Below are 26753 nucleotides of genomic sequence, written 5' to 3'. Positions count from 1 at the left end.
CGCCATGCCGTGCACGGCGCCCAACAGGACAAAGACTTGGTGATAAGGGAATATATAACTATGAAGGCACGCATTCTGGTAGTTGACGACGACGAAGCACTCGCAGAGATGATTGGCATCGTCCTGCGGAATGATGGCTTCGAGCCGGTGTTCTGCGCAGATGGCGGCCAAGCACTGGACGTGTTTCGTTCGTCCAAGCCGGACCTGGTGCTGCTTGACCTTATGCTGCCTGGCTCTGACGGCATCGAGGTATGCCGGCAAATCCGTGGGGAATCGGATGTTCCGATCGTCATGCTCACCGCCAAGTCGGACACCTCGGATGTAGTCCGCGGACTCGAATCCGGTGCAGACGACTACGTTCCGAAGCCCTTCAAGCCCGCCGAACTGGTTGCCCGCGTCCGTGCGCGACTGCGTCCGGGCGACCAGAAGGCCCCCGAGACCTTGCGCATTGCGGACGTGACCATCGACGTCGCCGGTCACTTGGTGACCCGTGGGGGAGACCGCATCTCGCTTACTCCCCTCGAGTTCGACCTCCTGGTTGCCTTGGCGCGGAAGCCGTGGCAGGTCTTTACCCGTGAATTGCTCCTGGAACAGGTCTGGGGCTACCGGCATGCCGCTGACACGCGTTTGGTCAACGTCCACGTCCAGCGTCTGCGCTCCAAGATTGAACGCGATCCTGAAGCGCCCGAGGTCGTTTTGACGGTGCGTGGTGTCGGATATAAAGCAGGTTCCTGAGTCTCCGGTCGGGAAGACCGGCACGCCTGAAGAAGCCCAGGGATCATCAGGTCCTGACGCAGAAGGCGTGGGTACCGGGAGCCCGGCTCTGCCGTCCACACCGGAACCATCACCACCGCGGCCGGTCCGGAACCTGCCGTGGTTCTTCTCGCGTGCCCGGATCTGGACGCGTCGCGGGCTGATCCTGGTCCTTCGGGTTTCCCGCCTCGTTTCCATCGGCGTACGCCAGATCAAACCGGGGCTGCGCTTCCTGTGGCGTTCGATCCTCCGCCGCTGGCGGCGTTCCCTGGAGTTCCGCACGGTCCTCACCACCTTGCTGCTGGCCGTTACATCCTTCGCGATCGTTGGCGCCTACCTGTCCAACCAGATCGCCAACAACCTCTTCCAGGAACGCCTGGCCCAGGCTGAATCGGAGTCCCGCTACAACGTCAAACAAGTCCAGGACACGTTCGACGGCGCACAGGTCACCGACCAGTCGAGCGTCATCACCCTCGTCTACGACACGTTGACAGCAGTCGAAGGCCGCGGCTCGGTCATCCAGCGAAGGTATGTCTTCGAAGCGGCACCGGAGCAGACCAAACCCCGCAACCGGTGGGTCGAGTCGCGTGCTTCGGACCAGCTGACCATCCGGGTAATACCCCCCGACCTCCGCAAGGCCGTTCAAGAAGGTGGCAAGCAACAGTTCTGGGCACCTACCCAATTCCCTGTGGGCAATGAGGACCGCCCCGGCATTGCCGTTGGAAACAAAGTCACCTTCAATGGCACTGTCTATGAGCTTTACCTGATTTACGACCTCAACACCGCGCAACAGACCCTGGATGAGATCCAGAATGTTCTGTGGGCAGGAGGTGCAGCCCTTGTCCTGATGATCGGTGCCATTGCCTGGTACGTCACGCGAAACGTCGTCAGTCCGGTCAGCCATGCCGCCGTCGTCTCGGAGAAGCTGGCTGCAGGGCAGCTGCAGGAACGCATGGTTGTGAAGGGCGAAGACGAAGTAGCCAGGTTGGGCGCATCCTTCAACCACATGGCGGCAAGCCTTCAGGAACAGATCACCCAGTTGGCTACTTTGTCGCAGATGCAGCAACGCTTCGTCTCCGATGTGTCCCACGAATTGCGCACTCCGTTGACCACCGTGCGGATGGCGGCCGAAGTCCTCTTCGATGCCCGTGAGGATTTCGACCCCATGAACAAGAGGTCGGCCGAGTTGTTGTACTACCAGGTTGAGCGCTTCCAGTCATTGTTGTCGGACCTGCTGGAAATCTCCCGCTTCGACGCTGGTGCCGCTGTTCTCGACGCCGAACCCCAGGACATCTTCCAAGTCGTAGCCCATGTGATGGAAGGCGCGGCTCCCGTGGCCGTAGAGTACGGTTCGGAAGTCCGCCTCAACGCGCGGGAGAAGAACATCATCGTGGAGATGGATTCGCGGAGAATCGAAAGGATCCTCCGCAACCTGTTGCTGAACGCGCTTGAACACGGCGAAGGCAAACCGATCCATATTTCGGTCGCGGCCAACCACGACGCCGTGGCCGTGTCCGTCAGGGACCACGGCATAGGCATGAGCCAGGCTGAGGCCGCCCGGGTATTCGATCGTTTTTGGCGCGCGGACCCAGCACGTGCCCGGACCACTGGTGGCAGCGGCCTTGGCCTTTCAATCGCGGCCGAGGACACCAAACTCCACAACGGGTGGCTGCAGGCATGGGGCCAAAAGGGCTCCGGATCCAACTTCCGGTTGACACTGCCTCTCCGGCAGGGAGGTTCGATCGTCAAGTCCCCGCTGCTGCTTGAGCCTGCAGACATTGATTTCCCCGGTTCCGCAAGTGAGCGCCAAGTACTTGTGATCGGTACTGAAAACACCAGCACCGCGCCTGAATCCTCATCGGACAGCGAAGAGCCGGCCGCCCGGGATCACGAAGCAGGGGAGAAGCCATGACTCAGCCCGGACGCCGGCGCCGCGGGGTAATCCTCGCGCTGTTGGCTGTCATCATGCTGCTGCTCTCATCCTGTGCACAGATTCCGCGTTCGGGCCCGGTTGGCAAGAGCAAGGACGAAGGCGCTGGAAATCCCAACGCACCGGTGTTTTTCCCCGCTGCGCCCCGTGAGGGATCAAGTCCCGAAGCGATCATCGAGGACTTCTACATGGCCGGCAGCGGCTATGAGGATGACTATCCTGTGGCCCGCCAGTACTTGACGCAGGCCCAGTCGGTTACGTGGAAGCCGGATAAGCGGGCGATCGTTTTCCGCGAGGCAGAAGTGGTCAAGTCCTCCGGGGAAAACGAGTACCTTTACGTGCTCGACCTCGCCTACTCCGTGGACGCCGACGGCGTTGCGACGCAATACCCGCCCGGGACCAAGGAGACCATCCCGCTGACGCTCGAACAGGTGGAGGGCCAGTGGCGGATCTCCAAGGTGCCGGACGGAACCGCGATTCCCGAGGAAACGTTCAAGGTGATCTACGGAGCGTTCCCCATCTACTTCTATGACCCAACCTTCACCTATGCGGTGCCCGATTACCGGTGGTTCATCAAGAAGAACACGGTCAAATCCATGACCAGTGCCTTGCTGGCCGGTCCGGCGCCGTATCTGCGGGGGGCAGTTGTCAGTGCCTTCCCGTCAGGAATGAAGCTCGCGCGTGAATCCGTTCCGGTCGTTTCAGGTGCTGCGCAGGTGGATCTCTCGGCCAAGGAGTTGTTCGACGCTTCTGCCGAAGACCGCCAAAGGATGCAGAACCAGTTGGCTCTAACGTTCCGTAGCCAACCGGATGTCATCAACGTGCAATTGCGGGCAGACCAGGACCTGGTCCGTGTGGAAGACAATGGCACGGTCCTGCCACCAGTGGTGGACAAGACCGTTCCGGCCCGGCAGATCGCGGTGAACAACGGCGAGCTGGTTCGTTACGAAAACAACCGGATCACGCCGCTCCCCGATATCCAGTCGGTCGCCGGACTCGGTCCGCATTCGCCTGCCGAATCACCTGCATCCCAGACAACTGCCTTCCTCAACGGGGACAAGACCACCCTCTATTCGATCGAACCCGGCCAGCCCGCCCGCCAGCTGACTACCAGAAGTACCCTCACCGGGCCATCCTTCAGTCCGCAGGACTGGGTGTGGACAGCGGGTCCGGGGGCCAACGGGGCGGCAGAAGTGGTGGCCTACAAACCCACCGGCATCGCGCCCGGTATGGCAATTCCCAACGTGACCATAACCCCGTCATGGCTTTCCGGTCGCACCGTGAAGGACTTCAGGGTTTCCCGGGAGGGAACCAGGGCGCTGGTCATTTCCGAGGCCAACGGGAAATCCACCGTGCAGATCGCCGGCATCGTCCGGAATCCCGATGGCGTGCCCAAGGATCTCACTGCTCCCATCACGCTCCTCACCACCGGGGCGGCAGACCAGGGAGTCTGGGTGAATGCTTCGACCGTGGCAGTGATGTCCGCTTCGGCCACGTCCACAGTGGTTCCGGAGCTGCTCTCCCTCGCATCGGGTGAAGCACAACAACTCGCACCCTGGGATGGCCTGACCAGCATCAGCGCGGGCAATGGTCCCGAGCAGATCTTCGGCCAATCCGAGGCCGGAATCTTCCAACGGGTCGGAAACGGCTGGGAGCTGCAACTCAAAGGTCCCACGGAGCCGGCTTTCCCAGGGTGAGACCTGCGGACAGAGTATCCACATAGCACGCTTCGTATCTTCATCCTTCGCTGGCCCCGGTACAAACTGGGTCGATGAACCTTTCACCCGGCAGTTGGCCGTCCAGCGGAGGAAGCCGTACCGCACCGGACCCTGACCTGCTGGCGCCCGACCCGGGGAGGGCACGTCGCCGCGGACGGGACAACAGTCGGATTGCCCGGCTGATTGCGGCCTTGGAAGGCGCGCTGGAAGACCTTCGGACAATTGTGGTTCCGGTCGAATGCGTCTGTTGCGGTGCGGAAGATACCGTCCTTTGCGCAGGCTGCGCCAAGCGTGTGCGCCAATTGTGTGGTCAGCCCTTCCGGGCAGAGCTGCAATCGCCGGCCCTTGTTACTGTCGACGGCGGGGCGAGGCTGGGCGTGGTGGCTGCGGGACCCTACCGGGACGAATTGGCACAATGCCTGCTTTCGTTCAAGCATTACGGCCAGTGGCGTCTGGCGGGTGTTTTGGCAGGATGCCTTGGGAAGGCCGTGGATGCTGCCGTCGGCAATGAGAGCGGCTATTGCCTTGTGCCCGTTCCCACCAGCGGCGGCGCCTACCGTAAGCGTGGATTCAGTCCACTGCATTTGATGCTCCTCATACTCCGGTTGCGCCACTCGCAGGCCCAATGCCCACACCGTGATGTGTTGACCAAGGTGCGGTTTTTACCCTTCCGCAGGGACGGTCGGGGATCCCTTCAGGCCCTGTTGCCAGGAATCGCGGATGCAATTCCGGGTCGTAAAGGCAGCGACGCCGTTTCAGGCCAGAAGGGGCTGGGGCGCGGAGAAAGGGCCCGCAAAGTCAGGGGTTCCATGCGCGTCAGGCGTACACGGACCAGACTGATCCAGGGAATGGGATGCATCCTTGTGGACGACGTCCTCACGACAGGGGCAACTCTGGCCGAGGCAGCACGTGCGGTGGAGGCCGCAGGAGGCGTGGTCTGCGGAGCAGTCGTGTTGGCGGCCACGAGGCCACCAGCCTACGCCTCAATCGCGCCCGCACACGACCACCTGTGAAGCTGTTAAGACTCAATCAAAAAATAAGTGGCCAAAGGATGAATAACGCGTTGCGATGAACTAACGTCGATTGTGGGTACCAAGAAAAGATGTACCTGTCGATAGCGGCTCGGAAAGGGGCTCGACTGTCCGTCAGATCAGCCCCCAACAGTGCCGTTGTCGTGTCACCTGAGTTATTTGGAGGGCACCATGGAGTTCATGATCAGCGGACGAAATCTGACAGTTTCAGACCGCTTTCGCGAATACGCCGGCGAGAAAATCTCAAAGATTGAATCGTTGGGGGACAAGGTCCAGCGAGTTGACGCCAAGGTTTCCAAGGAAACCAATCCCCGGCAGACGCCGGGCGAGCTCACCGTCGAAGTGACAGTCCTGGGCCGTGGCCCCGTCATCCGTGCAGAGGCCACAGCCGCTGACAAATTCGCTGCCTTCGATCTGGCGTACAACAAGCTGCTTGAGAGGCTTCGTCGTGCGAAGGACCGGAAAAAGGTGCACCACGGCCGGCACACGCCCAAGGCCGTGCGGGAAGCTACGGCAACTCTTGAACCCGCGAGTGCCAACGAGCCTCTCTACGTGGAGGCCAGCAACCACCAGGAGGCTGCTGCGGAAACAGTGGAGCATTCTCCTTATGACATCGAGAACGACATCCCCGCCGGCGACTCGCCTGTTTTGATCCGCCGGAAGGTGTTCCCTGCGGCATCCCTGACCCTGGATGATGCGGTGGACAACATGGAACTGGTGGGGCACAACTTCTACCTCTTCCTGGATAAGGAAACCAACGCTCCATCGGTTGTCTATCGGCGCAGTGGCTGGACCTACGGTGTGATTACCCTCGATTCCACCTGCGAACCCGGCGAAGATGCCGTCGAGGAGAAAATCCTCGCGTATCGGTCCGATGACCAAGCAGCCACCGCCAAGTAAGGCCTGCATCTGACGAAGGGATACCAATGACCGCTTCGCTGAGCCTCTCACAGGCGCGGCGGATCGCATTGGCAGCTCAAGGATTGGCAAAGGTCCGGCCCGCTGGCCCCGTGACTTCACGGGCAGTGGGCCGGACCTTTGCCCAACTGCAGCTTGTCCAGATCGATTCTGTCAATGTCCTCGCGCGCAGCCACTACCTTCCGTTCTTCTCGCGGCTGGGAGACTACGACACCAACATTCTTTTCAACCTCTCGTCCCGCAAGCCGCGGAAAATGATGGAGTACTGGGCGCACGAGGCAAGCTTCATACGACCCGAGCATTTTGCGGACCTGCTTCTGTGGCAAAAGCGCGCGTGGGTGGGGGCGCATCGCCTGGATCCGGGTATTCGTCGGGACATGGAAGACCGGATTCTGGCGGCTCTGGGCAGTGGGCCGCCCATGACGGCGTCGGAACTCACCGCAAAACTCGGACACACTCCCGCGGCCGATCGCGATAACTGGGGCTGGAACTGGAACATCGTCAAAAGGGTCCTGGAGCACCTTTTTGAAGAAGGGCGCGTTTCAGCCGCTTCGCGGACTCCCCAGTTTGAGCGCAAATACACCCCCACCTCCCGGGTGGTCTCCACCTATCCCACGGCTGCCGTGGATGCTGAGGAAGCCCTAGACCGCCTTATTGAGGCAGCAGCCCAGGCCCACGGCATAGGAACCGTAAGGTGCTTTTCCGACTACTTCCGGACGCCGCTCAAAGCGGGGGCGGAATCAGTCCGAAGGCTGGTGGGCGCGGGCGTGCTGGAGCCAGTGACGGTCCGGGGATGGGAACGGGAGACTTTCAAGCACGTCAATGCCAGGCTTCCACGGAAGGCCGAAGGGCGGGCGCTGCTGAGTCCCTTTGACTCCCTTGTCTTCGAACGGCGGCGTCTTGAGGAACTGTTTGGATTCCACTACCGGATCGAGATCTACACCCCTGCCGCGAAGCGCCGGTTCGGCTATTACGTGCTGCCCTTCCTGCTCAGGGAGGGCCTCGCAGCCAGGGTTGACCTGAAGGCAGACCGTGCATCAGGTCAGCTGCTGGTTCGCTCGGCGTTCCGTGAGCCGGACGCGCCGGCGGATACCGCCGTCGAGCTCGCTGCTGAACTTGGGCTCATGGCGACCTGGCTCGGACTGCAGGAAGTGGTGGTGTGGCCGGTAGGGGATCTCGCCGGTGACCTGGCGGACGCGGTCACAGGACCTCCGGCGCCTCCCTATGCCGAACCCCGAAACGCCAGTCCGCTCAGAGGTGAACCCGGCCACGCTGCCTTGGTCTCTCCCGTAGACTGAAACAGCCAGAATTCGGCAGCATGAGACTGGGAGCACTTTCACGTGGCATCACTAATCGAAAAACTTCTCCGCACGGGTGACAAAAAGACCCTCAAGCAACTGCGGAACTATGCCGATTCCATCAATGCCCTGGAAGACTCTTTCAAGTCCTTCACGGATGCCGAACTTCGTGCCGAAACGGACGTTCTTCGGTCCCGGTACCAGGATGGGGAGACGCTGGACGCGTTGCTGCCGGAAGCCTTCGCTGCTGTGCGTGAAGCCTCGTCCCGAACCCTGGGCATGCGCCACTTCGACGTCCAGCTCATGGGCGGCGCAGCACTTCACCTGGGCAACATCGCTGAAATGAAGACCGGTGAAGGCAAGACCCTCGTCGCTACGGCGCCGGCTTACTTGAATGCGCTGACCGGCAAGGGCGTGCACGTGGTGACGGTCAATGACTACCTGGCTGAATACCAGTCCGAGCTCATGGGCCGCGTCTACCGCTTCCTTGGCCTCACCAGCGGTTGCATCCTCTCCAACCAGGATCCAACGGTCCGCAGGGAGCAGTACGCAGCGGACATCACCTACGGCACCAACAACGAATTCGGCTTCGACTACCTCCGGGACAACATGGCCTGGGACGCCAGCGAGCTGGTTCAGCGCGGACACAACTTCGCGATTGTGGATGAAGTCGACTCGATCCTCATCGACGAGGCACGTACACCGCTCATCATTTCCGGTCCGGCCCAAGGCGACACGAACCGCTGGTACAGCGAATTTGCCAAGGTTGTCCTTCGGCTCCAGCCCGACGTCGACTATGAAGTCGACGAGAAGAAGCGAACCGTCGGAGTCCTCGAAGCCGGTATTGAAAAGGTGGAGGACTACCTCGGGATCCAAAACCTTTACGAATCGGCCAACACGCCGCTCATCGGCTTCCTGAACAACGCCATCAAGGCCAAGGAACTTTTCAAGCGGGACAAGGATTACGTCATCCTCGACGGCGAGGTCCTGATTGTTGACGAGCACACCGGCCGTATCCTGGCCGGACGGCGCTACAACGAAGGTATGCACCAGGCCATTGAGGCCAAGGAAAACGTCGAGATCAAGGCTGAGAACCAGACCCTCGCCACAGTGACGTTGCAGAACTACTTCCGCATGTACTCAAAGCTCTCCGGCATGACCGGTACGGCAGAGACTGAAGCCGCCGAATTCATGAGCACGTACAAGCTCGGCGTGGTTCCCATTCCCACCAACCGTGACATGCAGCGCATCGACCAGTCGGACCTCGTCTACAAGAACGAGGTTGTAAAGTTCGACGCCGTCGTTGCGGATATCGCCGAGCGCCACGAGAACGGCCAGCCTGTGCTGGTCGGTACCACGAGTGTTGAGAAGAGCGAATACCTTTCCAAGCTGCTGGCCAAGGAAGGCATCCGCCACGAAGTCCTGAACGCAAAGAACCACGCCCGGGAAGCATCCATCGTTGCCCAGGCCGGTCGCAAGGGTGCAGTTACGGTCGCAACCAACATGGCCGGCCGTGGCACCGACATCATGCTGGGCGGCAACGCCGAATTCACCGCCATTGCCGAGCTCGCCAAGCGCGGACTGGACCCGGAGGAGAATTCCGAAGAGTACGAGGCCGCCTGGCCCGAGGCCCTCGCCGCAGCGAAGCAGGCCGTCAAGGACGAACACGAAGAAGTGCTGAACCTGGGTGGGCTTTACGTCCTGGGTACGGAACGACATGAATCCCGCCGGATCGACAACCAGTTGCGCGGCCGTTCCGGACGCCAGGGCGACCCCGGTGAATCCCGTTTCTATCTCTCCCTCACGGACGACCTCATGCGGCTGTTCAATTCGGGGGCAGCTGAGCGGCTCATGAACAGCTCGGTACCTGACGACGTCGCACTCGAGTCAAAGCTTGTCTCACGTGCCATCGCCTCGGCCCAGGGCCAGGTGGAAGCCCGCAACGCGGAACAGCGCAAGAACGTCCTGAAATACGACGACGTCCTCAACCGCCAGCGTGAAGCAATCTACGGCGACCGCCGTCGGATCCTTGAGGGCGATGACCTGCACGAAAAGGTCCAGTACTTCCTTGAGGACACCATCAACTCCCTCATTGATGCAGCAACGGCCGAAGGCAATGGCGACGACTGGGACTTCAACCAGCTGTGGACGAACCTGAAGACCCTGTACCCGGCGACGGTAACCCCTGAAGAAGTCATTGAGGAAGCCGGCGGCAAGTCGAGGATTACGGCTGATTTCCTGCGCGAAGAGATCCTCTCCGATGCGCGCCTCGTCTATCAGGCACGCGAAGAAGCCATCGGTTCCGAGAGCATGCGGGAACTGGAACGCCGCGTTGTACTGTCGGTTCTTGGGCGTAAATGGCAGGAACACCTTTACGAGATGGACTACCTCAAGGAGGGAATCGGGCTCCGAGCAATGGCGCAGCGTGATCCGCTGGTGGAATACCAGCGCGAAGGCTTCGTGATGTTCCAGAGCATGATGGAGGCCATCCGCGAGGAGAGCATCGGTTTCCTGTACAACCTTGAGGTGGAAGTGACGCCGGCCGAGGATGTCGTAGTGGCGGATGATTCGGCAGCCGGGGGACACACAGAACATCACGATCCCCAGATCCGGGCCGCTGGCCTGCAGGCACCGGAGAAACCGGCCCAATTGCAGTACACCGCACCCGGTGAAGATGGCGCTACGCAGACGCGGATCGAAGGACGTGCGTCGGGCCGGTCAGGGAACCCTGCCAAGGCAGCAAGCCAAGAACAGCGCAAACCGGCGAAGAAGAAGCGCCGCTAGGAACAATAAGCGTTAGGAACAACAAGGGGGCGATCCCACGGACATACCGGTCCGGGGATCGCCCCTTAGCCTTATCCGGACTTATCCGGACTTGTGGACCCCGGCCCGGACTCCCATGGACTCAGCCGATCTCCAGCGCAGTAACCTGCCACAACCCGTCGGTCCGTTCGAGTCGCATGGCAACCGCACGGCAACGGCCCTCTTCAGCGACGACGATGCTGGCTTCGCAAATTGATTCACTGATGGAACAAGCGCGAACCGAACGGACCATCGGGCTGAGGTGCGGTTGTGGACTTCCCTTGCTGCGCGCTGCATGTTTGCGGGTCAGAGCCGCGCGATGTTGGAGGGCCAAATAGCATTCCGGGTCCAGCGAGCGCGACAACTGCACAAGCGGACGCGTGCCTGCAAGAACCTCAAGGGCGGCCTGGGCAATACTGCGCGCCACCAACCGGATGTCTGTGTCGGCCCCTTTTGTCGAGCCGGACGAGGCGCTGGCACGTTGGGTGCCTTGGCGGATTGGGGGCCGGTTTGCGGTTGCAACGGACAAGGTCATACCTCTGGCATTCACTACATGAGCCAAAGCGCGGGGAACGCTTATGCTCGGGTGGCTTCTGCTGGGATGACGCTGGGGTTTGCTGTGAGGCTTGCTGCCGCCCCTGAGTAGGCGGCTGTTTCATTGAGTCCGGGTGTGACGTTGCCGCTGCTATGCGGGTTCGGGAGGTTGAAGGATTTGGCCTGGAAGCAGTACGGCGGGGTTGTCACCGATGACAGAGCGGTTCGCGGCGTACCACTTCGGCCATGCGGCGGCAACATCCACGTCAGTCGAAAACGGTGCCAGCCTCGAGGCGGCTATGGACCAGAGTGTGTCCCCGGCTTTTACCTCCACACCGCTCACGCTCCCGGGTGCGGCTGCTGCATCGCGGGATCCTGGCTGGCTGAGTAGCCCTGGAACAACCACGGGTGGCCGGGGCCGCCAGCCCGGATCGGGCGCGGTGGACGTTGTGTTGCTGCTGTCAACTCCGTTCGTGGCTGCAGGGGACGGCTCCGTGAGGACTGTGCGGCCGTGCGTGGAAGTCGGAATCCACTCCGGCGTTGGTTGGACGTCTGCCTGAGCCAAGCCACCGCCAAGGAGGTTCATGCCCAGTACGGCTATCGCAAGCCTGACCATGAACGGGGGACTGAACCTGGAGAGGGCAGTGGCTCTGTTGCCGGCGCCCACCCGGTGGAGGAGGGCGGCGAGAAATGCCATCACTAGGGAAAGCACCCACCAGGCAACTATCGCTGTTCCCGCGGCGCTTGCAGCAAATCCTGCCAACACATCAAAGGAAAGGCTCTGATGATGTCGTTGGGAAGTCTGCCATTGGCCGACGAGGATGTTGCCTGCCAGCGCCAGAAGGAGTCCCAGCCCAAGGATCGCCACAGCAAGCCCGGTGTCTCTCCGCAAGGTTCGTGCCATTCAAAGCCCCCAAGCTTCGTTTGATGCAATTTGATGCAGTTTGATCAATCTGAAGTCCATTTTTGGCACACTTTTTCATGCCTGTCCAATCGTGGGTCTGCCTTGACGGGCAGGGATTGGCGTTGGCTCCGTAATGCAGCCTAGTCTGACGACATGAGATGGGACTCTCTCTTCAACGATTTGGAAGCACAATTTTTGGCTGAACGGGCCTTGGAGAGGGAAACGGAGATCACTGAACGGGCCAGGGTGGAGCTGGCGACGATCCAACTCACTGATCGGTTACGTGCCCTGGGTGCCGCGAAGGTCAAAGTGGTCCTCTCCGGCGGCGCGACGCTCCTCGGGGTGGTTACCCACGTTGGAGGTGAGTGGTTGGTCCTGACCGAGGGCGTCCGGCAATGGCTGGTTCCCTTCCCTTCGGTCCTCAGTTATCAGGGACTGGGCCGGTATGCGCAGAAGGCCTCTCCGCGGCTCCAATCTCCGCTGGGTATGGCCACAGCGCTGAGGGCGTTGGCCAGGAACCGGGCGTCGGTGATTGTGCATTTAGGCGCGTTGGCCAACGGGGGCCTCGAGTTGAGGGGTGTCATCGACAGGGTGGGGCGGGATCACTTTGATGTCGCTGTGGTGCAAGACGGTGAAGTCCGGCGCCCCGGCAATGTGGCCAGTGTTGTCACTGTCCCCTTCGGGTCGCTCGTGGCGCTCAGCTCAGCCAGCGGCCAGGAGCTCTAGGCGCTCCGGCTGCCAGGCTGGCCTGACTTGGATTTGGCCTCTTCTATCATTCGGCTGGCTTCGGCGTATCGGTCTTGAATGTACTGCTCGAGCATCGTCTCTTCGATACGCCATTGTCCGCGCCCTCCCACTTGGATTGCTTTGAGCTCCCCGCTGCGGACGAGGGCGTACGCCTGGGGGGAATTTATCTGGAGCTGTTCGGCGACATCGGCCAATGTCAGGAATCGGGGCATGGCTCCATTTTGCCACTCACACTGTCGTTTGGTGTAGTTATCCACAGTTTCGGCCCATTTGCGGCCACTGGCTTTGGGGTGGATATCGCCCGACGGTAAGAATGGGGAGGCGGGTCCGCCGACCATGCTCACAACACGTTCTGGGGGAGTAGACAAACATGGGTCCAATTGCACCTCTTGCCGCCGCACGCATCAGCAAGCCTTCATGGAAGGACCCCCGGCTGCTGATAGGCGTCCTGCTGGTGCTCCTGTCAGTGGCCGGAGCAGTTGCCTTGGTTGGAAGTGCTGACAAAACGACGCAGGTATACGCCGCCCGGGAAGAGATCGCGGTCGGCCAGCAGATAACCACTGAGGACCTTTCCATCGTCAAGGTCCGTTTGGATGAGGTTGAGGAAGGCTACATCACCGTTGAGGATGGACTGTCAGCCGGGAAGGTCGCCCTGCAGCGGGTGGCCAGGAACCAGCTGCTGCCCCGTGAAAGCCTCGGCACAGCCGATGCGTTGGACAGAAAGCCTGTGGCCATTGCCATGGACGGGGAGTTGCCGGCCCAGGCGGGCCCAGGGGCCCGGGTGGATGTTTGGGTTGCCATGCCTGGAGCGGCTGCGGCTTATGAGGATCCGCAGCTGCTGCTGCCGGGCGCTGAGATCGCGCAGATCGTCCCCGGCTCTGCCACATTGGGAGCGGCGAAAACCTCAACGGTGCTCGTCCTGGTCACAGACGGGCAGATGCCAAAACTGCTCGGGGCGCAGGCCAACAAGGCCAAGGTTTCCGTGGTCTGGAATCCAGCGGGACGGGTCTCATGAGTATCCCCGTCGTAACCGTTGGTGCCGCCCAGGAAGCCGTCATTGAGGGGCTGGAACGCCTGCACGGCCCTGTGACGGTTGTCCGACGCTGTTCAGAACTCGCCGAACTGATGGCTGCGTGCCAGAGCGGTTTGGCGCTGGCGGCCATAGTCGGTGACGGCTGCGAGGAACTCACCACGACGTTGGTGGACAGGCTTGCGGCGGTAGGTGTCTCTATCCTCGCCTTGACCGATAATCCGGATGAAGCCGGGCGGCTCCGCTCCATCGGAGTTGTTGCCGCGTCCTCGGATATTGAACCCAAAGCCCTCGCGGACGAGATTTCCCAAGCAGTGGCACGCGCCAGCCGTTATGGTCGGGCCGACAATGGCCTCAGCGCGGGTTTCGCGGATCCAAGTGTTGAACCGCCGCAGCTGGCGCTGCCGGATGGGAAATCGGAAGAGCCCAGTGATGGTGCGGGGCGCATCTTCGCGGTGTGGGGGCCAACCGGTGCCCCGGGCAGGACTTTGCTTGCGGTCAACATGGCGGCGGAATTGGCCGCTGATGGTCAGTCGGTCATCCTGGTGGACGCGGATAGCTACGGAGCCAGCGTGTCGGCGATGCTGGGCCTTCTGGACGAGTCGGCTGGTTTGGCCCAAGCGTGCAGACTCGCCGACCAGGGCCTGCTCGATGCCGATGCCCTGGCGGGTACGGCCAGCCGCGTCTTCACCAAGGCGGGTTCTTTTCGCGTTTTGACCGGGACCACGCGGGCGGACCGTTGGACTGAACTACGGGCCGCAGCTCTGACTCGCGTTTTGGAGAGAGCCAGGCAGCTGGCCGACACTGTGGTAATTGACGTGGGCTTCTGTCTCGAATCCGATGAAGAACTCAGCTTTGACACTTTGGCTCCCAGGCGTAACGCGGCAACACTTCGCAGTCTTGGGCTGGCCGACGTTGTCTTTGCCGTGGGGACCGCGGATGCCATCGGCGTGCCACGGCTGGTGCGGGGTTTGGCTGAGCTGGCAGAGGTTGTTCCGCAGGCGTCGCCACGAATTGTGTTGAACAAAGTCAAGCGATCAGCCGTTGGATATGCCCCGCACCAACAGTTGCAGGATGCCTGGAACCGGTACGGTCCAAGCACGGGCATCGACGCTTACCTCCCCTCGGATCCGCTCGCTTGCGATACGGCGCTGCTCACGGGATCTGTGCTCTTGGAATGCGCACCCGATTCAGAGCTGAGGATTGCCATCGCCGGCCTCGTATGTGCACCTGTCCATCAAAAACGCAATTCCTTTGGGCGAAGTATCAGAGCCCTGCAGCGCCTTAAGCGCTAGGCTCGGCATGTGGGCTGCAGAGTCGCAGCAATCAACTTGTGATGGAGGCGTTTGTCGATGTCGTCAGGATCCAGCGTGGAGGATCGGTCCGATGCAGCAGTTGTCCGTGAAGGGTTCTTCGGTGACTACTACGAGCACCTCGCGGAGGAGGATGCGCAGGCATATTCCCCGGAGCTGCTGATCTCGCGGGCCACCAAGCACAAAGCGGTCGCCCAGTCGCGCCGTCCGGGAAACGCCCTGGTGGAAATCGGCAGCGAATCGGATCGTAACGTTGTTTATATCGTCACGGATGACATGCCCTTCCTTGTGGACTCCGTGAACGCAGAGCTCGTCCGCCAAAACTGCGCCATCCGCATGGTCATGCACCCCTTGTTCGTCGTGACCCGTGACCGGGTTTCCGGCGAAATGCGCAGCGTTTCCCGGGTCCCGTCCACTGTGGGTATTTCCAGTGGCGACACCGCTGCTCTGCCGAGCATCGCCCACCTTCTCGGCGATGGTGACAATGCCTCGCACATGGAGTCGTGGATCGCCGTCGAAATTGACCGTGTCAGCGATGACGCCCGCGCACAACTCATCGAAGGCCTGCATCGCGTTCTCGGGGACGTGCGTGCCGCCGTCGAGGACTGGCCGAAAATGCGCAGCAAGGCGCTGGAACTGGCAGAAGCGCTCGGCGGAGTCTCCCATCCCGAGCAGGTTGCTGAGCTGCGGCAGGCGCAGGACCTTCTGCGCTGGCTGGACAACGGCAACTTCACCTTTCTGGGATACCGCGAATATGACCTCGTGGAGGAAGAGGGCGAGGACGTCCTGCAGCTTCGTGAGGACAGCGGCCTGGGACTCCTCCGCGCAGGGGACACCACCCGCCAGGTACAACACTTGACCGATGCGGGTCGCAAGAGGGCAAGGGAGAAGCGGGCGCTGGTCATCACCAAGGCAAACTCGCGCTCCACGGTCCACCGTCCTGCCTACCTCGACTACATCGGCGTCAAGAGCTTTGACGCCCAGGGCAACGTCAACGGTGAACGCCGGTTCATCGGGTTGTTCGCCACGAGTGCCTACACGGGTTCTGTCCGCAGTATCCCGATCGTCCGGGACAAAGTTGACGCGGTCCTGAGGAATGCTGGTTTCCCGATTGACTCACACTCCGGCAAGGACCTCCTGGGCATCCTTGAGACCTACCCCAGGGACGAACTCTTCCAGATCGAGATAGCGGATCTTGCCGCAACCGCCATGGGGATCCAGCGCCTGCAGGAGCGCCGCAGGACGAAGCTGTTCCTGCGTCCCGATATTTACGGCCGCTTTATGTCTGCCGTTGTCTACCTGCCCCGCGACCGCTACACCACCAGTGTCCGGCTTCGGATCGAGCAGGAACTCCGTGAGACGTTCCAGGCCGAGACGATCGACTACGAGGCCCGGATCACTGAATCGGCACTTGCCCGTGTCTTCTTCCGGATTCGTTTGCCCCGCACCGCTGAGCTGGCGGAAGTGAACGTACAGGAACTCGAACACCGGTTGATGCGGGCGTCGAGGTCCTGGAGCGAGGGCATTACGGAGGTGCTTCGAGAGCATCACCCTGCCGAGAGCGCAGATGCCCTGGCGGCTCTCTGGGCCGAAGCGTTCCCCGCTGGCTACCGCGTGGACTATGAGGTCGAAGACGCGCTGCAGGACATCGAACGCTTTGAGGAATACGGTGCCCAGGCGGAGCGGGCCGGTGAAGCCACTCGAAACGTGAAACCCGGCGTCCACGTATACCTTCCGGACGGAGCGGGTGAGGCTTTGGAGGAAGACGCCCGGGTCAAGCTCTACCTGATGGAGCCAAAGAGCCTGAGCCAGATCCTTCCCTACTTCCACAACCTTGGCCTGGAAGTACTGGATGAGCGGCCATTCGAGATCGAAACTGCGGATCATCGCGATTTCTTCCTCTACGACCTGGGACTGAAGTACCCCGCGGGAGTCGACCCCCTGGCTACCGGAAGTCTTTTGGCCCAGTCCTTCGGTGCTGCAGTCACCGGCGCGGTGGAATCCGACAACTTCGATCGCCTGGTGCTCCGCGAAGGAATGCACTGGCGTCAGGTAGTGGTGCTGAGGGCGTACGCCAAGTACATGCGCCAAATGGGGAACACGAACTCCTTCGGCTTCATCGCCGATACCCTGCTGGGCAACCCCGACGTTGCGCGTGGGCTCATTGAACTCTTCTCAGCACGATTCGATCCCTCAGTGGCGGACGAGGTGCGTGACGAACGCCAGGAGGCAGCGCGTGCCTCCCTCGCCGAGTCGGTGGAACAGGTTGCCACCTTGGATGCCGACCGTGTCCTGCGGACCTTCATTAACCTTATTGAGTCCACGCTGCGAACCAATTACTTCCAGAACAAGGAATACCTCAGCTTCAAGCTGGACCCGACGTCGATTGAGGGACTGCCCTTCCCGCGTCCGATGTTCGAAATCTGGGTTTACTCCCCACGCGTTGAAGGGGTGCACCTGCGTTTCGGCAAGGTGGCTCGTGGCGGTCTCCGCTGGTCGGACCGCAGGGAGGATTTCCGAACCGAGATCCTTGGGCTGGTGAAGGCACAGACCGTCAAGAACGCCGTTATCGTCCCAACGGGCGCCAAGGGCGGGTTCTTCGCGAAGAAACTGCCCAATCCCGCCGTGGACCGCGCCGCCTGGATGGCCGAAGGTATCGAAAGCTACAAGACTTTCATCCGGGGCTTGCTGGATATTACGGACAACCTCGTGACGTCGGCCGACGGCGAAAGGCTTGTCCCGCCGTCGGACGTTGTTCGTCACGACGGCGACGACTCCTACCTGGTGGTGGCGGCCGATAAGGGCACGGCTACTTTCTCGGACACGGCAAATGGCCTGGCGGCCGAGTACGGCTTCTGGCTGGGTGACGCCTTCGCCTCCGGTGGATCGGTCGGTTACGACCACAAAGCGATGGGTATTACGGCGCGCGGAGCCTGGGAGTCGGTCAAGCGTCACTTCAGCGAACTCGACCTCGACACCCAGACCGAAGAGTTCACCGTGGTGGGCGTTGGCGATATGTCAGGTGACGTTTTTGGAAACGGCATGCTGCTGTCGCGCCACATCAGGCTGGTGGCCGCCTTCGACCACCGCCACATCTTCCTCGATCCCGCACCTGATGCAGCAGCATCCTTCGCTGAGCGGCAACGTTTGTTTGAGCTGCCCCGTTCTTCCTGGGACGATTACGACCGGGCACTCATCAGTGAGGGCGGCGGTGTGTATGCACGCCAGGCAAAGACGATTCCGGTCTCCGAACAGGTGCGGAAGTCGTTGGGCTTGCCCGAGGGAACGACACAACTCAGCCCGCCTGAACTGCTCCGCGCAATCCTGCTGGCACCGGCCGACCTCCTCTACAACGGTGGTATCGGCACCTACGTCAAGGCGAGCACGGAAACCCACGCAGCAGTCGGTGACAAGGCCAACGATTCCATTCGCGTGGATGGGCGTGACTTGCGGGTCAAGGTTGTTGGAGAGGGCGGAAACCTCGGATTGACCCAGCGCGGGCGTATTGAAGCCGCTCTGCAAGGCGTCATCCTTAATACGGATGCGATCGACAACTCCGCAGGCGTGGACTGCTCGGACCACGAGGTCAACATCAAGATCTTCGTGGACCGGATGGTGGCGGCCGGCAAGCTCCAAGAGGCTGAGAGGGCTGCCTTCCTCGCCGACATGACCGACGAGGTCGGCAGGCTGGTGCTGCAGGACAACATCGATCAAAACATCCTGCTGCTCAATGACCGGACGCGGGTCGCTGACTGGAGTCCAAGTTATGAGCGGCTCATGGACTGGCTGGAGAAATCCGCCGACCTCAAGCGGGACCTTGAAGCGTTGCCAACCACGGATACCCTCCGTGCCCGTTTGGAACAGGGCCAGGGCTTAACCTCACCGGAGCTCGCGGTCCTCGCGGCTTACGCGAAGATTGAGCTGGGTACGGCGTTGCGCGAAAGCAACCTGGCTGACGACCCGTGGTTCTCGGACACCATCCGCAACTACTTCCCGAAACAGTTGCGCGAGAAGTTCGACGCCGAGCTGGACACCCACCCGCTGCGGCGCGAGATCATCGCCACCGTGGTGGCAAACGACATCATCAACCTGGGCGGCATCACGTTTGCGTTCAGGGCCATCGAAGAAACATCGGCGAACGAGGTCGCAGTGGCCAAAGCATTTGTAGCCCTGCGCGAAATCTACGACCTCGACCCAATGGTGGCTGAGCTGAATGCGCTGCCGGCGTCATTCCCCACCGAGCACTGGAGCGAAGTTCATCTCGACATCCGGCGCTTGCTCGACCGGGCAGTGCGTTGGGTACTGGGACAAGGAATGGCATCACAGCCGATTGCCAGCGTCGTGGAAGCGTTCAAGCCCATGATGGAACCGTTGCGCGCCAAGCTTCTGGACTACCTGCGTGGTGAGGACAAGGTCCGCATCAGCGGCTGGCTCGACAAGGCGCTGAGTTGGGATCTTCCCGAACACCTCGCCCGGAGGTGGGCGGAACTCTTCGAGAGCTACGCCCTTCTGGACATCGCCCGGATTGCCCAGACCGGCAACGACACCGTGGAACATGTGGCACACGTTTACTACACAGTGTTCAACCGCTTCCACGTGGACTCGTTGCTCGAACGCATCAGCTCCCTGCCGCGCGATGACCGTTGGCAGGCTCTTGCCCGGGCAGCCCTTCGGGACGACCTGTACTCGACCGTTGCCGACATGACTACGTCAGTCCTTGAAGCAACCGAACCCAATGCGTCTGCCGAAGAACGGCTCAAGGCATGGGAGGGGCTGAACGCCGAGCAACTAGGCAGGGCGAAGACCATGTTTGATGAGGTCAACGCACTCGAGGCCGACGACATGGCCTCACTGTCGGTAGCATTAAGGCTCTTGAGGTCAATCGTCCGACGCTAGGAACATCCTCGCGTCGCAAATGGAGGTGCAGTGGCAATCTTTACAGACCCCATCAGGGAACACGCTGATTTCGGGCCTGGAGATGCCGAATGGCTGCACCTCCTCGTCGGTGACTGGCAAATGGTCGCCGACCTGGCTTTCGCTGACCTTGCGTTGTGGTTCCCACACCCTGAGTTCGGCTACATTGCCCTCGCCCACGTCCGTCCGTCAACATCGCACACGGTGTTCCATGCGGACTTCGTGGGTGAGGGCATCCGCTCGGATCTCCGGCCCTTGGTGGAGAAAGCATGGAACAGCAGGGCCATCGAGCGTTCAAGCGAAACAAGCTGGAGCAGCGAGATGGCCCTACGCGTTGAAGCGGTTCCCATGGTGCGCAACGGAAGAACACTCGCCGTCGTAACGTCCCACATGGACCTCTCCAGCTCCCGTATGCCTTCGCGGCTGGAGCTGACATATCGCCAGTGTGCCTACGACCTTCTTCGCATGGGCACTCTCGGACTGTGGCCGGACTTTGCTTCTCCAACGGGCTCGCGTCGAGGGGCTCCGAGGGTCGGTGACGGACTGATCCGGCTCGATGCCGACGGCATAGTCCAATACGCAAGTCCCAATGGGGTTTCGGCATTCCGCAGACTCGGTGAAGTCGAGTCGTTGGAAGGCCGTTCATTGGCGGAAGTTACCGCAGGCTTGCTGAAGGACCGGCGGATGGTTGACGAGACCCTGCCTTTGGTGGTCACGGGCCGCATGCCATGGCGAAGTGAAATTGAATCCAGGGGAGTCAGCCTTTCGTTGCGAGCCATCCCGCTTCGCGACGAGCAACACCGCTTCGGCGCCCTGGTGCTCTGTCGCGACGTTTCCGAGCTCAGGCGCCGGGAAATGGAGCTCGTCACCAAGGATGCGACCATCCGCGAAATCCACCACAGGGTCAAAAACAACCTGCAGACTGTGGCCGCCCTCCTGCGCATGCAGTCAAGGCGAATGGTCAGCGACGAGGCCAAGCAAGGCCTCGAACAAGCGATGCGGCGTGTAGCCACGATCGCACTCGTGCATGAAACTCTGTCCCAAGGTCTTACGCAGAGCGTTGACTTCGACGAGTTGATCGGGCGGCAATTCCGGCTGTCAGCCGAAGTGGCCTCGCCGTCGCAACAGGTGCGAACCGAACGTTCAGGGCTTTTCGGGGAGCTGCCCAGCGATTTTGCGACTCCGCTGGCACTGGTCATCAACGAGCTTGTTACCAATGCTGTCGAGCATGGATTGGAAGGCCGCACCGGAACAGTGTGGCTGGTGGCTGACCGGGCCGAAGGGGACGGCAAGGATGAGTTCCTGACCGTCACCATTGCCGACGACGGCGTGGGGCTGCCGGATGGGCAGTACACGGAGGGTTTGGGCTTGCAGATCGTCCGCACCCTGGTCACCAGTGAGCTGGGCGGAACCATCCAGTGGAGTCCGAGGGAGGGTGGCGGGACAGCCGTGGAGATTGTCCTTAACCTCGCCCGGGCCTAGCGCCCTCATGTTCTGTCTGCATGTTCTGTCTGCCATAAAGAGAAAGGCCGCGGACCATTCGGTCCGCGGCCTTTCTCTTTCTTCGAAACTAGGAGGCGCGACGTGCGCGTGCTGCGCGACGCTTGAGTGCACGTCGTTCGTCTTCACTCATTCCGCCCCAAACGCCGGCGTCCTGGCCGGACTCCAATGCCCACTGAAGGCAGGTGTCCACCACGGGGCAGCGGCGGCAGACGCTCTTGGCTTCCTCGATCTGGAGAAGTGCTGGTCCCGTGTTGCCGACTGGGAAGAAGAGCTCCGGGTCCTTGTCGAGGCAGGCTGCGCGATTACGCCAATCCATGCTGATCAGTCACTCCATTCGTGAGAACTAGAAGGGCCTTTTGTGAAAACATTCACGAGAGGCTCCAAAGGAAAGGGGCCCGCATGGGCCCCCTTGGTCGTCTGAGTCAAGCGTTTCATGTTAACGCCTTGTAAACAAGGGGTGTTAGTGGTCGAAATGCTCGGAATCCGTGAGCGATGCATCACATCAGCCGCCAGTGCCCTCACTGCTAGATGACTATGTCCGGTAGTGTGCCAGTGTGTCAAGACCTCCTGTAGACCCTGCCCAACCTCACGCTGGCCACGATGGAAACAATGGTTCCGGCCGACAGTCTCCGAGCAACTCGGGAACCGTGCGTCCCCGAGGGATTCTGATCATTTCCGTCGTCGTTGTGCTCGAAGCGCTTGCCTTGCTGGCGGCCGCGGCCTGGTATGGCTTCGAGCTCCTGACTGGCGCTCCAGTGCTGACTTTTTGGGGAGCGGTCTTTACGCTTGTTCTGTTGCTGGCCTTCTCAACGTGGCTGTTCGCGGTGGGGCATTTCCTGTTCCGCGGGTACAGGTGGACCCGCGCGGCTGCGCTGGTGGCCCAACTATTCGTCCTCACCATAGGTTTTCCAACCATGACGGGCGGACTCGTGTTCCAAGGGCTGGCAATGATCCTTCCCGCGCTTGCCGCAATCATCTTCCTCTTCCAGAAAGACGTCATCTCTTACGCATCGCGTACAGGTGGTTCCGGCGACGTCTTATAGCGGTCCATCGCACGGCGTTCCGGGTGCGGTCACCCGCGTGCTGGAAGGCCGGAGGAGAGTACTGCCTGGCAGGGAGTAATTACACCGCGGTCGACAATGAAGCCGCGGCCAGGGCGCCGCGCGGTGTCGGGTTGAAGCCGGACACCCAGGAGCTCGCCGTCGTGCGGTTTTGAGGGCGACAAGACCAACCCCATGCCGGCTGCTTGCACCTGCCTGGCCAGAGGAAGTTGGTGTAGGGCCGGGCCGAACGTAGCTGTCAGGATGATGCCTGCGACTTGCCCGTCCAGGGCATTGAGAGCCTGGCGGCCCTGGGCATCCAGGGAGTCTGCGTCATCCACCAGCAGCACACTTCCAGGATCCAGATTTCCCGCAGTGGCCTCCGACGCAGTTGAAGCCCAGAACGTTCCCGCAGAGGCTGCGTCCGGTGGAAAGAGCCACAAGGTCCCCGGGTTCAAGCGGACCAACGATCCAAGAATGGTGCTCTTGCCGGAACTTGGACCCCCCAGGACAAGGCTGACTCCCTTGTCCCTGAGGGGTAGCGCTGCGGGTTGTGCTTCGTCACCGGCGACACCGATCCAGAGAGGCTCCGGCACCTTTTCATCCGCCCCCACCGACCGGATTGCCGTACGCGGCTCTTTCTTCGAGCTGCCCAGCGCTGCCTTGCGGTTGAGGAAGTCCTCGCGTGTCAGCAGGTGGGGGAGGGGTCGCAAGCGAAAAGGCGGTTCGGCCGGAGCCAGGTCCCCAAAAGGCCAGAGCCCAGCTGTTGGCGCCTCCCTGAACTGCGCTGAGGCCGTTTGACCCTCGACGACGTTTCCCATCACTGCGGCCCGCCCCCGAACGGGTTCCACTTCGGGAAGACGAGGCCAGTGGAACCTGGATTCATCAGTTGTCCCCAAAGGAAAATAGGCACGATTTGGGATTGCGGCAAACAGGCGGGAGCTGACCAGTTCCCGCTCCCCGGAAATCAGAAGAGTGATGCCCACGGGGCTTCCGTCCCTGGCGATGTCGTGCAGAATGCCCTCAGCCCATTCGTGGGGGCCTCCTCGGAAGGCCGTTGACCAAGAGCACCAGCCGGCCACGATCAGCACCAGTGGCCGGCAACGCCCCTCGAGGCCACCCAAGGCGCGCCGTCGCTCCATTTCGGCTGCCAACCGCGACAGGATCCGGGCCGCGAAGCCAACTTGATCGACACCCGCGAAAGCCGCGATTCCTTGTTGCGACTCCAGCTGACCCAGTAATCGGCTCGCGTCCAGAATGTAGAGATGGGGCTGGGGCGCCCGGGTGGCCACCAGGGCGGTGATCGCGCGGAAGCTGTCCTGCATGCCACTTGATGCGTTGCCAATCAATGCCAGGTGTCCATGGTCGGCGGGCATCCAAGTGAGGCACTCAACCCGTTGCTGGGCAGGCTTGTCCACCAGTGCCACCGGTCCCACCCGCCAGGATGCCCTATCGCTTTCATGCATCACCTCAGGCTCACCCTCAGTTGAGAGTTCGGCCGTCCAAGGAATCGAGTGCGGCAGGGGTGCTGCGATGGGGCTTCGGGGAGAGGGAGTGCCCAAGTGGCGCCAAGCGGCATTAATATTGGATACCAAACTCCCGGCGCCTGTAAGTGCCTGGGACGTGCTGCGGCCGGAACCGTCGACGTCCTTGCCGACGAGATCCCGGCTGTCGAAGGGTTCGCCGAGCGCCTGGGCAGCAGACCGAACAACCCGGCCAGGCGCGGCGCCGCTTCCTGGCGACAAATGGTCGGCCATGGACGACACACCGCCGGATTGCGGAGCGTCCAGAGAGGCTGCTTGGAACTCTTCGGGCTCCTTCGCTGCCGTTGCCAGGAACGCCCGCCCGGGAACATCAACGCCAATTGACGCAGCAGCCTTCGAATTGATGATGTCGACCGACTCCATCTCCGACTGGACTCGAAGTGCGATGCTGGAGGTCACGTTTGCCCTTATATCAGCGGTCAAGGCTCCTTGTGGTCGCTGTGTGGCCATGACCAGATGGATTCCCAGGGAACGTCCGATCGTCGCCACCCGCATGAGTTCGTGGAGCGCAGCCGGAGTCTCGTCGACAAGGATCCGGAACTCATCTATGACCAGTATCAGGTGCGGGAGCCTGCAGTCCTTGGCGCCTTTCGTTCGTTGGTATTCTGCGAGGTCCGTTGCCCCCCAGTCGGCGAAAAGCTTCTCGCGGTGCCGTATTTCTCCACGCAGCGACTCCAATGCTCGATCAAGATGCTGCCGGCTCAGATCCGTCAGGATGCCCACGCAGTGCGGGAGGGCTGTTAACGGACCCAGCCCTGAACCGCCCTTGAAATCGAAAAACAGAAAAGCTGCGTGCTCCGGCGGGACGCTCAGCGCGATGGAAGCAACGAAAGTCTTCAGCAGTTCGGACTTTCCAGAGCCGGTAGTACCCGCAATCAGAAGGTGAGGACCGTCCATCTTGAGGTCGAATGTGACCGGGCCGGCCCGGCCTTCTCCCAGCACAGCTGTCAGGCTTTCCAGTCCGGAGGCAGTGCGCCACCTGCTAAGGATCCGGCGTTGGCCGCAGGGAAGAAGGGCCGCCAGTGAAGACCGGTCTGGAAGAACGCCGTGAGTAAGCGGCGCTTGCTCGCTCAACCTTGCGGCAACTGTCCGGCAGAAGCGATCGAATACCTCGGCGGGAACGAGGTCGGGCACAAAATCGAAGCGCTCACCTGCCGACTCAAAAGATGCAGCCACGCCCGACGGTTCGATGGTGATGGCGTCCAGGGGGACTGAAGCCCCGGAGTGACAGTGCAGTACCTGCCACTGGGCCTGATGCGAAGCCTGGATGGCTCGGGAAAGGGCCTCGTTCTCCTGCCCTGTTGGGCTCTCCATCACAATAAGAGTGCCCTGCCGGCCATGCCGGAGCGTGTTCACGGCAGCCACGGCCGCGTCAGCGTCCGCAGCGAGGGTCACCTGAGGGAGAAACCGGGCACTCAGGGGCAGGTCTTCGACTGCCCCCAGCAACACGATGGGAGCAGAGGCTGAGTTTGGGAAACTTGCAAGCTGCATGACGATGAATCGAAGCAAGGCTGCCACGTGTTTGCCGTGGCCTTGTATAGCCACGCGCCGATGGCCAGGATCTAACGAGACAGGGCACGAGCCGACGGGTGGCGGTGAGAAATGTCGGTCGCCAGGGACGAGGCGGATATTGGCCGAGGACTGGGCGGTGCCCAGTCGCAACCAAACCCGGGGCTCAGCCTGGACACCTCCTGCATTGGTATCCGGCGACGGCGTCCCGGGGTTTCCGCCTGAGGCCAAACCCCTTGCGCCAGGTCCCGCGGCCGCCGGACGGCTTTGGCCGGCTACCAGTAACTCGGCGGCAGAAGGCGAGCAACGGTGGCGTCTGGCGATGTCTTCGCGAACCGCATGATCAAGTGCTCGGCGGTATTCCTGCCGTCCCTTTCCCCCAAGCAACAAGGGGAAAACCAAGCCAAGCGCGGATATCGCAGAGAACCCCAAGTACATCCACATCCCGGTGGCCGCCGCGAGACCGATTCCGGCAATCAAAGGCAACCCTGCGGCAAGCGCGATGGTGGCCCGGCTCCCGTGGTTCTTTGCGCAGGGCACCTCGATTGGTTCCTGCACCGAACGACCCGCATCCGCTGCGACGGCAGGAAAGCACTCGTTGTCCGGCGCGAGGCTGAAAGTTGTATGCCCGCAACGGAGGGTGGAGCGGGATGTGACCAAAGCGCGGCGGACGGGCCGACCGTCCACATCTATGGGGTTCGCTGCAGCAACGCTGGTTACTTCCAAGCGTTCACCCGAGACATCCAGTAATGCGTGTTCCCTGGACATTCCAGGATCGGGTAGCGAAATCCCTGCAGTTCCACGGCCAATGTGGTGTTGCCCACGCGGAATCCGGAAGACAGACCCTGCGGCAGGGCCGGTATGGGTGAGCAACATCAGAGGAAGCATGGTTGATGTTTCCGCCGGCGGCACGAATCCGTCCACGATCACTGCACCGGACACAAGAGGTGGCACCCCGACGGTCAGGTCGGCGAGATGCCGCCCTGCAACAAAAAGCTGCCCGGTGTTCCGGACGGCCTTGATCAGGGCTTCCAGCTGGGCACCGGACGCGCCCGGCGGTACTTCGATGGTCAATTCCTCCGGATCCGCTGGCATGGGCGCAGTGGGGCTCCGAACCAGTGTGCACTCCAACGTCATTGCCTAGTCCTCCCTTTGCATGCACCACCATCGTTATGGAGCTCAGGACGAAACCGCAGCACCCCATGAGGTGTATGTGGACAACTTTTGCCAGGGAAGGGTAAACGGCGCCTTGACGCTGTGGCTTT

19 protein-coding genes are annotated in these 26753 nt (G+C 61.5%); 13 read left to right on the top strand and 6 right to left on the bottom strand.

Going from position 1 to position 26753, the window contains the following annotated elements:
- Positions 1 to 60: 60 nt before the first annotated feature.
- Genes mtrA through HMI60_RS12975 form a run of 3 tightly spaced genes read left to right on the top strand, consistent with a single transcriptional unit; the run spans position 61 to position 4380 of the window.
- Positions 61 to 735, top strand: coding sequence for an MtrAB system response regulator MtrA (mtrA, locus tag HMI60_RS12985; RefSeq protein ID WP_018776443.1), 675 nt, complete (start codon positions 61 to 63; stop codon positions 733 to 735).
- Entirely contained in the window at positions 707 to 2665 is a 1959-nt protein-coding gene (mtrB, locus tag HMI60_RS12980) for an MtrAB system histidine kinase MtrB (protein ID WP_026266943.1), read from the top strand. The genes mtrA and mtrB overlap by 29 nt, the downstream gene beginning before the upstream one ends.
- Positions 2662 to 4380, top strand: coding sequence for an LpqB family beta-propeller domain-containing protein (locus HMI60_RS12975; RefSeq protein ID WP_018776441.1), 1719 nt, complete (start codon positions 2662 to 2664; stop codon positions 4378 to 4380). The genes mtrB and HMI60_RS12975 overlap by 4 nt, the downstream gene beginning before the upstream one ends.
- Positions 4381 to 4463: 83 nt before the next feature.
- On the opposite strand, the gene HMI60_RS21065 is transcribed toward HMI60_RS12975, so the two are convergent.
- On the bottom strand, positions 4464 to 4985 hold the full coding sequence (locus tag HMI60_RS21065) for a hypothetical protein (protein ID WP_227453741.1): 522 nt from the start codon (positions 4983 to 4985) through the stop codon (positions 4464 to 4466).
- Between the two features lie 264 nt (positions 4986 to 5249).
- Between HMI60_RS21065 and HMI60_RS21060 the strand changes: the two genes are divergently transcribed.
- The 4 genes from HMI60_RS21060 (at position 5250) to secA (ending at position 10432) form a co-directional block, all read left to right on the top strand.
- Entirely contained in the window at positions 5250 to 5414 is a 165-nt protein-coding gene (locus HMI60_RS21060) for a phosphoribosyltransferase family protein (RefSeq protein WP_229778546.1), read from the top strand.
- A gap of 189 nt (positions 5415 to 5603) precedes the next feature.
- On the top strand, positions 5604 to 6332 hold the full coding sequence (hpf, locus tag HMI60_RS12965) for a ribosome hibernation-promoting factor, HPF/YfiA family (RefSeq protein WP_018776439.1): 729 nt from the start codon (positions 5604 to 5606) through the stop codon (positions 6330 to 6332).
- 26 nt (positions 6333 to 6358) lie between these two features.
- Positions 6359 to 7648, top strand: a complete 1290-nt coding sequence (locus HMI60_RS12960; RefSeq protein WP_018776438.1) for a winged helix-turn-helix domain-containing protein — start codon at positions 6359 to 6361, stop codon at positions 7646 to 7648.
- Positions 7649 to 7690: 42 nt separating this feature from the next.
- Positions 7691 to 10432, top strand: coding sequence for a preprotein translocase subunit SecA (gene secA / locus HMI60_RS12955; protein WP_018776437.1), 2742 nt, complete (start codon positions 7691 to 7693; stop codon positions 10430 to 10432).
- Positions 10433 to 10553: 121 nt separating this feature from the next.
- Here secA and HMI60_RS12950 read toward each other — a convergent pair whose 3' ends face one another.
- Both HMI60_RS12950 and HMI60_RS12945 read right to left on the bottom strand, forming a co-directional pair.
- The gene (locus HMI60_RS12950; RefSeq protein WP_229778545.1) at positions 10554 to 10877 is read right to left on the bottom strand and encodes an Rv3235 family protein; all 324 of its coding nucleotides are present in this window, start codon (positions 10875 to 10877) and stop codon (positions 10554 to 10556) included.
- 258 nt (positions 10878 to 11135) lie between these two features.
- Positions 11136 to 11888, bottom strand: a complete 753-nt coding sequence (locus tag HMI60_RS12945; protein WP_039242125.1) for a LysM peptidoglycan-binding domain-containing protein — start codon at positions 11886 to 11888, stop codon at positions 11136 to 11138.
- Between the two features lie 153 nt (positions 11889 to 12041).
- Here HMI60_RS12945 and HMI60_RS12940 point away from each other — a divergent pair, with 153 nt between their 5' ends.
- On the top strand, positions 12042 to 12614 hold the full coding sequence (locus HMI60_RS12940; RefSeq protein ID WP_055971976.1) for a hypothetical protein: 573 nt from the start codon (positions 12042 to 12044) through the stop codon (positions 12612 to 12614).
- Here HMI60_RS12940 and HMI60_RS12935 read toward each other — a convergent pair.
- Positions 12611 to 12847: a helix-turn-helix domain-containing protein gene (locus HMI60_RS12935; RefSeq protein WP_018776433.1), complete on the bottom strand. Its 237-nt coding sequence runs from the start codon at positions 12845 to 12847 to the stop codon at positions 12611 to 12613. The two genes, HMI60_RS12940 and HMI60_RS12935, sit on opposite strands and share 4 nt — an antisense overlap.
- A 158-nt stretch (positions 12848 to 13005) precedes the next feature.
- Here HMI60_RS12935 and HMI60_RS12930 point away from each other — a divergent pair, with 158 nt between their 5' ends.
- Genes HMI60_RS12930 through HMI60_RS12915 form a run of 4 tightly spaced genes read left to right on the top strand, consistent with a single transcriptional unit; the run spans position 13006 to position 21374 of the window.
- On the top strand, positions 13006 to 13650 hold the full coding sequence (locus tag HMI60_RS12930; protein WP_018776432.1) for an SAF domain-containing protein: 645 nt from the start codon (positions 13006 to 13008) through the stop codon (positions 13648 to 13650).
- Complete coding sequence (locus HMI60_RS12925) at positions 13647 to 14960, top strand: P-loop NTPase (protein WP_193589766.1); 1314 nt, start codon at positions 13647 to 13649, stop codon at positions 14958 to 14960. The genes HMI60_RS12930 and HMI60_RS12925 overlap by 4 nt, the downstream gene beginning before the upstream one ends.
- A gap of 57 nt (positions 14961 to 15017) precedes the next feature.
- Positions 15018 to 19874 carry an NAD-glutamate dehydrogenase gene (locus HMI60_RS12920; RefSeq protein ID WP_018776430.1) on the top strand — a complete coding sequence of 1619 codons (4857 nt, stop codon included), beginning with the start codon at positions 15018 to 15020 and terminating at the stop codon, positions 19872 to 19874.
- A 30-nt stretch (positions 19875 to 19904) separates the two neighbouring features.
- On the top strand, positions 19905 to 21374 hold the full coding sequence (locus tag HMI60_RS12915; protein WP_018776429.1) for a sensor histidine kinase: 1470 nt from the start codon (positions 19905 to 19907) through the stop codon (positions 21372 to 21374).
- Between the two features lie 88 nt (positions 21375 to 21462).
- Here HMI60_RS12915 and HMI60_RS12910 read toward each other — a convergent pair whose 3' ends face one another.
- Positions 21463 to 21711 carry a WhiB family transcriptional regulator gene (locus HMI60_RS12910; protein ID WP_003804966.1) on the bottom strand — a complete coding sequence of 83 codons (249 nt, stop codon included), beginning with the start codon at positions 21709 to 21711 and terminating at the stop codon, positions 21463 to 21465.
- Positions 21712 to 21949: 238 nt separating this feature from the next.
- On the opposite strand from HMI60_RS12910, the gene HMI60_RS12905 reads away from it, so the two are divergent.
- Positions 21950 to 22438: a hypothetical protein gene (locus HMI60_RS12905; protein ID WP_035733094.1), complete on the top strand. Its 489-nt coding sequence runs from the start codon at positions 21950 to 21952 to the stop codon at positions 22436 to 22438.
- A 29-nt stretch (positions 22439 to 22467) separates the two neighbouring features.
- Here the strand turns inward: HMI60_RS12905 and HMI60_RS12900 are convergent, their stop codons facing one another.
- Complete coding sequence (locus tag HMI60_RS12900; protein ID WP_193589765.1) at positions 22468 to 26583, bottom strand: FtsK/SpoIIIE domain-containing protein; 4116 nt, start codon at positions 26581 to 26583, stop codon at positions 22468 to 22470.
- Positions 26584 to 26753 lie beyond the last annotated feature (170 nt).

It is taken from the genome of Paenarthrobacter sp. YJN-D, from assembly GCF_015040335.1.
GTDB lineage: Bacteria > Actinomycetota > Actinomycetes > Actinomycetales > Micrococcaceae > Arthrobacter > Arthrobacter nicotinovorans.
The sequence above is the reverse complement of the archived record's forward strand: the minus strand, read 5'-3'. Positions and strand labels throughout refer to the sequence as shown.

Coding starts and splice junctions, on each gene's coding strand:
- HMI60_RS21060 (WP_229778546.1), top strand. CDS start 5,250: ATGGGATGCATCCTTGTGGACGACGTCCTCACGACAGGGGCAACTCTG.
- HMI60_RS12940 (WP_055971976.1), top strand. CDS start 12,042: ATGAGATGGGACTCTCTCTTCAACGATTTGGAAGCACAATTTTTGGCT.
- HMI60_RS12930 (WP_018776432.1), top strand. CDS start 13,006: ATGGGTCCAATTGCACCTCTTGCCGCCGCACGCATCAGCAAGCCTTCA.
- HMI60_RS12910 (WP_003804966.1), bottom strand. CDS start 21,711: ATGGATTGGCGTAATCGCGCAGCCTGCCTCGACAAGGACCCGGAGCTC.
- HMI60_RS12920 (WP_018776430.1), top strand. CDS start 15,018: ATGTCGTCAGGATCCAGCGTGGAGGATCGGTCCGATGCAGCAGTTGTC.
- mtrA (WP_018776443.1), top strand. CDS start 61: ATGAAGGCACGCATTCTGGTAGTTGACGACGACGAAGCACTCGCAGAG.
- HMI60_RS12925 (WP_193589766.1), top strand. CDS start 13,647: ATGAGTATCCCCGTCGTAACCGTTGGTGCCGCCCAGGAAGCCGTCATT.
- hpf (WP_018776439.1), top strand. CDS start 5,604: ATGGAGTTCATGATCAGCGGACGAAATCTGACAGTTTCAGACCGCTTT.
- HMI60_RS12935 (WP_018776433.1), bottom strand. CDS start 12,847: ATGCCCCGATTCCTGACATTGGCCGATGTCGCCGAACAGCTCCAGATA.
- HMI60_RS12960 (WP_018776438.1), top strand. CDS start 6,359: ATGACCGCTTCGCTGAGCCTCTCACAGGCGCGGCGGATCGCATTGGCA.
- HMI60_RS12900 (WP_193589765.1), bottom strand. CDS start 26,583: ATGCCAGCGGATCCGGAGGAATTGACCATCGAAGTACCGCCGGGCGCG.
- HMI60_RS12975 (WP_018776441.1), top strand. CDS start 2,662: ATGACTCAGCCCGGACGCCGGCGCCGCGGGGTAATCCTCGCGCTGTTG.
- HMI60_RS21065 (WP_227453741.1), bottom strand. CDS start 4,985: ATGCAGTGGACTGAATCCACGCTTACGGTAGGCGCCGCCGCTGGTGGG.
- HMI60_RS12945 (WP_039242125.1), bottom strand. CDS start 11,888: ATGGCACGAACCTTGCGGAGAGACACCGGGCTTGCTGTGGCGATCCTT.